The sequence below is a fragment of the Kitasatospora sp. MBT63 genome (genome assembly GCF_000710465.2).
Taxonomy (GTDB): Bacteria; Actinomycetota; Actinomycetes; order Streptomycetales; family Streptomycetaceae; genus Kitasatospora.
On the sequence record NZ_JAIZ01000488.1, the window covers coordinates 1 to 4537 of the forward strand.

At 73.8% G+C, this 4537-nt stretch carries 6 protein-coding genes; 4 read left to right on the forward strand and 2 right to left on the reverse strand.

The window, feature by feature from the left end; genetic code table 11:
- Window positions 1–112 precede the first annotated feature (112 nt).
- The 3 genes from AA75_RS26500 to AA75_RS26510 all read left to right on the forward strand — a co-directional run bounded on the left by AA75_RS26500 (window position 113) and on the right by AA75_RS26510 (window position 2043).
- Window positions 113–481: a hypothetical protein gene (locus AA75_RS26500; RefSeq protein ID WP_033822779.1), complete on the forward strand. Its 369-nt coding sequence runs from the start codon at window positions 113–115 to the stop codon at window positions 479–481.
- Between the two features lie 68 nt (window positions 482–549).
- Window positions 550–939, forward strand: a complete 390-nt coding sequence (locus AA75_RS26505) for a hypothetical protein (protein ID WP_051813418.1) — start codon at window positions 550–552, stop codon at window positions 937–939.
- Between the two features lie 96 nt (window positions 940–1035).
- Window positions 1036–2043 carry an aldo/keto reductase gene (locus tag AA75_RS26510; protein ID WP_082526845.1) on the forward strand — a complete coding sequence of 336 codons (1008 nt, stop codon included), beginning with the start codon at window positions 1036–1038 and terminating at the stop codon, window positions 2041–2043.
- 16 nt (window positions 2044–2059) lie between these two features.
- Here the strand turns inward: AA75_RS26510 and AA75_RS26515 are convergent, their stop codons facing one another.
- Window positions 2060–3241: an alpha-hydroxy-acid oxidizing protein gene (locus AA75_RS26515; protein ID WP_033822780.1), complete on the reverse strand. Its 1182-nt coding sequence runs from the start codon at window positions 3239–3241 to the stop codon at window positions 2060–2062.
- Between the two features lie 223 nt (window positions 3242–3464).
- Here AA75_RS26515 and AA75_RS26520 point away from each other — a divergent pair, with 223 nt between their 5' ends.
- The gene (locus AA75_RS26520; RefSeq protein ID WP_033822781.1) at window positions 3465–3779 is read left to right on the forward strand and encodes a hypothetical protein; all 315 of its coding nucleotides are present in this window, start codon (window positions 3465–3467) and stop codon (window positions 3777–3779) included.
- Between the two features lie 22 nt (window positions 3780–3801).
- Here the strand turns inward: AA75_RS26520 and AA75_RS26525 are convergent.
- Window positions 3802–4537: ABC transporter ATP-binding protein (locus AA75_RS26525; protein WP_033822782.1), on the reverse strand; the 736-nt coding region annotated here is incomplete at its 5' end.

Consider the following 4537-nt stretch of genomic DNA (forward strand, 5'->3'; position numbering starts at 1 on the left):
CTCGAACCCGCGACACTTGAAGATCACCAACAGCATCCCGGAGGTGGTAGGACAGTCGGGCGGTACGGGCCGACCGGGCCCGTCCGCCCGGGGGCGAGGAAGTGGGGACCAGATGTTCATCGAGGTACTGACCCACCGCCACGCGGGAGCCCACCGGCGCGCCCTGACCGGCGAGTTGATCGCCGCCCACGAGGAGCTGAACCACCTCCTGGCGCGCACCAAGGGGACGCCGATCAGGGAGGTGTGGGCCGACTGCGCCGCCGAGCTCGACCGGTGCACGGGTCTCTACCGAAGCGCATGGGCACGCTTCGCTGCAGCGGTCGGCAACGACTACCCGCAGGGCTCGGACACCGAACCCCCGCCGTCGCTGGGCCCGGAGACGACGCAGGCCTTCCAGGCAGCACTGGACGGGCTCCGGGCCGCACTCGGAACCATGCGAACGGAGGCCCGCCGCCTCGGCCACGAGAGCTGGGTGCGCTGAGCGCGCCCGTCCGGTCGGCCCGGCCTCGGTTTCCGGGCGGCGGATGAGGGCGGCATAGGCTTCAGCGCATGCACAGCACCCTGACGGAGCACGCCCGGTGTCTCTACGGCGACGAGTACCGGCCCACCCCCGAGTGCGACCGGCCCCACCATGAGCACCACTTCGTCGAGGAACTGACCTTCGCCGGCGCGGACTCGATCCTGGCCATGCTGCACGAGCTGTGCCCGCCCCCGGTCAACGGCCACCTGCCGGTCTGGGTGCGCAACCTGGCGTACCGGTTGGTGCTCCTGCAGCGGCCGGACGAGCCGGCGCTGATGCGGGAGGCCGCCCTGAGCCTTGAGATGTTCGGTCCGGACTGGGACGACATCGCGGCGGACCTGAGGCGGCGGGCCGACGAACTGGATGCCCACCGCGGCGAACCGGAGGAGGGGCCGAGTCCCGCCGCGCCGCCCGCATGATCAACCCCTGAGTGGCGTCCGGAACCGACCACCTAGGCTGGAGGTGCTGGTGGGGCGCACGGTCCCACCCGTGGGAACCACCGAAGGGACCACCAGATGCAGGCCGACTCCGGCGCCCCCGATTCCGCTGTCACGCCCGGCACCGCAGGCCCCGGGATCGGACGGTTCGGGCTGGGGACGGCCGCCGTCGGCCGTCCCGGGTACATCACGCTCGGCCGCGACCTGGACCTGCCGTCCACTCGCAGCGTCGAGGCGATGCGCGAGCGGACCCACGCCCTGCTCGACGCCGCCTTCGCCGCGGGAGTGCGGTACTTCGACACGGCCCGCTCCTACGGCCGCGCCGAGGTGTTCGTCGCGGAGTGGCTGGCCACCCGGCTCGCCCCGAACCTGACGGTCGGCAGCAAGTGGGGCTACACCTACACCGCCGACTGGCAGGCCACGGGCGTGTCCGTGCACGAGGTCAAGGAGCACTCCACGGAGGTGTTCGACCGTCAGATCGCCCAGACCAGGTCGCTGCTGGGCAAGTCCCTCGACGTGTACCTGGTGCACTCGGTGACCCCCGACAGCCCCGCCCTCACCGACCCCGGGCTGCACGGACGCCTCGCCGCGCTGGCCGCCGAGGGCGTGCGGGTGGGCCTGTCCACCAGCGGACCGGCCCAGGCCGACACCGTCCGCGCGGCCCTGGAGGTGACCGTCGACGGTAGGCCGCTGTTCGCCGCGGTCCAGAGCACCTGGAACGTGCTGGAGACCTCCGCCGGTCCGGCGCTGGCCGAGGCGCACGCGGCGGGCTGGCTGGTGGTGGTGAAGGAGGGCATGGCCAACGGCCGCCTCGCCGACCGCAACGCCACCGGTCCCGACACCGAGGCGCTGCGCGCCTGCGCCGCCCGCACCGGCGCGACCTGCGACGCCGTCGCGCTCGCGGCCGTCGCCGCCCAGCCGTGGGCGGACATCGTGCTCAGCGGCGCCGCGACCATCGACCAGCTCACCTCCAACCTCGCCGCCGCGCGCCTCCCGCTCACCCCCGAGGACCTGGCCGCCCTGTCCGCCCTCACCGAACCGGCCGAGGCGTACTGGCGTACCCGGTCCGCCCTGCCCTGGGCCTGACCCCGGGGCCCGATGGTCAGGTGGTGCGGCGCACGGCGCCCGGCGCGCGCAGATCGGCCAGCGCCGGGTAGCCGTCCACCGCCATGATCAGGTCGGCCTCCGCCAGCAGGGTGCGCAGCACGTGCACGATGCCGTCCTCCCCGCCGACCGCCAGGCCGTAGGCGTACGGCCGGCCCACGCCGACGGCGGTCGCGCCGAGCGCGAGCGCCTTGACCACGTCCGCGCCCGAGCGGACCCCGGAGTCGAACAGGACCGGCAGGCCGTCCGCCGCCTCGACCACGCCGGGCAGCGCGTCCAAGGCGGCGAGACCGCCGTTGGCCTGCCGGCCGCCGTGGTTGGAGCAGTAGACCGCGTCCGCGCCGCCGTCCTTGGCGCGGCGGACGTCCTCGGGGTGGCAGATACCCTTGAGGATGATCGGCAGGTCGGTGAGCGACCGCAGCCACGGCAGGTCGTCCCAGGTCAGCGCCTTGGCGAAGATCTGTGCCCACTCCAGCACGGCCGCCTGCGGATCCTCCTGCGGGGGCTTCGCCAGCCGGGCCCGGAACACCGGGTCCGAGGTGTAGTTCGCCAGGCAGTGCCCGCGCAGCTGAGGGAAGTTGGCCGTCGCCAGGTCACGCGGGCGCCAGCCGGTGACCCAGGTGTCCAGCGTCACCACGATCCCCTTGAAGCCGGCCGCCTCGGCCCGGTGGACCAGGCTCTCCGCCAGCGCCCGGTCGGTCGGCGTGTACAGCTGGAAGAAGCCCGGGGTGTCGCCGAGTTCGCCCGCCACCTGCTCCAGCGGGTCGACGGTCAGGGTGGAGGCGACCATCGGTACGCCGGTGCGGGCGGCGGCCCGGGCGGTGGCGAGGTCCCCGTGGCCGTCCTGGGCGCACAGTCCGATCACCCCGACCGGCGCCAGGAACAGCGGGGACGGCAGCCGCAGCCCGAACAGGTCCACCGACAGGTCCCGGCGGGCCGCGCCGACCATCATCCGCGGCACCAGCCCCCACCGCTCGAACGCCGCCACGTTGGCCCGCTGGGTGAACTCGTCGCCCGCCCCGCCCGCGACGTAGGACAGCACGGACGGCGGCATCGCCGCCCGCGCCCGCTCCTCCAGGTCCGCGAACACCATCGGCATCGTCGGCAGTACGCCGGACAGTCCGCCGAGGTAGATCTCGTTCTGGTAGTCGCCGAACTGCGCTCCGAACACCGGATCCATCGTGTGCCCCGCCTTCCGGAGGCCGCCCTGCCCCGGGACCGTCCCGGCCGGCGGCCCACCCGAACCGTTCCCACCGAAAGGGGCCGTGACCCCGCCCGGCCCGGAACGGTTAGCCGCACGGGTCCCACCGAAGCGTTACGAGCCGTTGGGCTGCCGGACCACTGGGTGTCCGACGGTGCGGACCCGACGGGGGCTACGGTCTGCCGCACAGGAAGGTGGTCACATGCCGAAGGACGCACGAAGAGTGGCCGACTACGAGGTCTGGTACGGCGATTCACTGGTCGGGACCTTCTGGGACGTCCGGCGCGACCGGGCCGGGACGGCGTGCCGCTTCGTCCCCGGACGCGGCTGGGACGGGGTGCGCCCGCTGTTCGCCGCCCAGGACGAGTGGCGCCAGCAGTCCTTCTGCGAGTCGATGGCCTGGGCGCCGACGGCGGTCCGACGGCTCGGGGTGGAGCTGCGGCCGGTGGGCGGTGGCGCGCCGATCCGCCCGGGGATGATCTACATCGCCGACGGCCGGGCGAACTTCCGGGACTGAGCCCCCGGCCGCGCCGCCGCGACTACCCGTCCGCGGCGAGCGCGGGGCGGGTCAGGTTGGCGCCGGTCGCGGGGTCGAAGACGTGGATCCTCGCGGTGTCGATCCACAGCTCCACCGGGCTGCCCTCGCGGGCCCGGGTCTCTGGCCGCAGCCGGGCGACGATCCGGTGACCCTGCAGGCCGGTGTCGGCCCGTCCGGAGTCCGCGGCCAGCTCCGCCAGTTCGGACGGGCCGGCGGGCCCGCTCTCCTCGGTGATGTGGACGTAGACGTCGGAGCCCACGGACTCCCGGACGTCCACGGTCGCGGTGCAGGTCAGCCCGGTGCGGCGGTCGTCGACCAGGGCCGCGTCCTCGAAGTCCTCGGGGCGCAGGCCCACGATCAGCTCACGCGGGACGTCCTGCCGCTCCAGGCCGCGCCGCAGCCGGTCGTCGACGGGGATGTCGCCCAGCGAGGTGCGCAGCGCGCCCTCTTCGAGGGTGGCGCCGAGGAAGTTCATGCCGGGGGAGCCGATGAAGCCGGCCACGAAGAGGTTGACCGGCGCGTCGTACAGGTGCTGGGGCGTGCCGATCTGCTGGACGACGCCGCCGCGCATCACCACCACCCGGTCCCCGAGGGTCATCGCCTCGACCTGGTCGTGGGTGACGTAGACCGTGGTGGTGCCCAGCCGGCGCTGGAGCGCCGCGATCTGGGTGCGCATCTGCACCCGCAGTTTGGCGTCGAGGTTGGAGAGCGGCTCGTCCATCAGGAAGGCCTTCGGG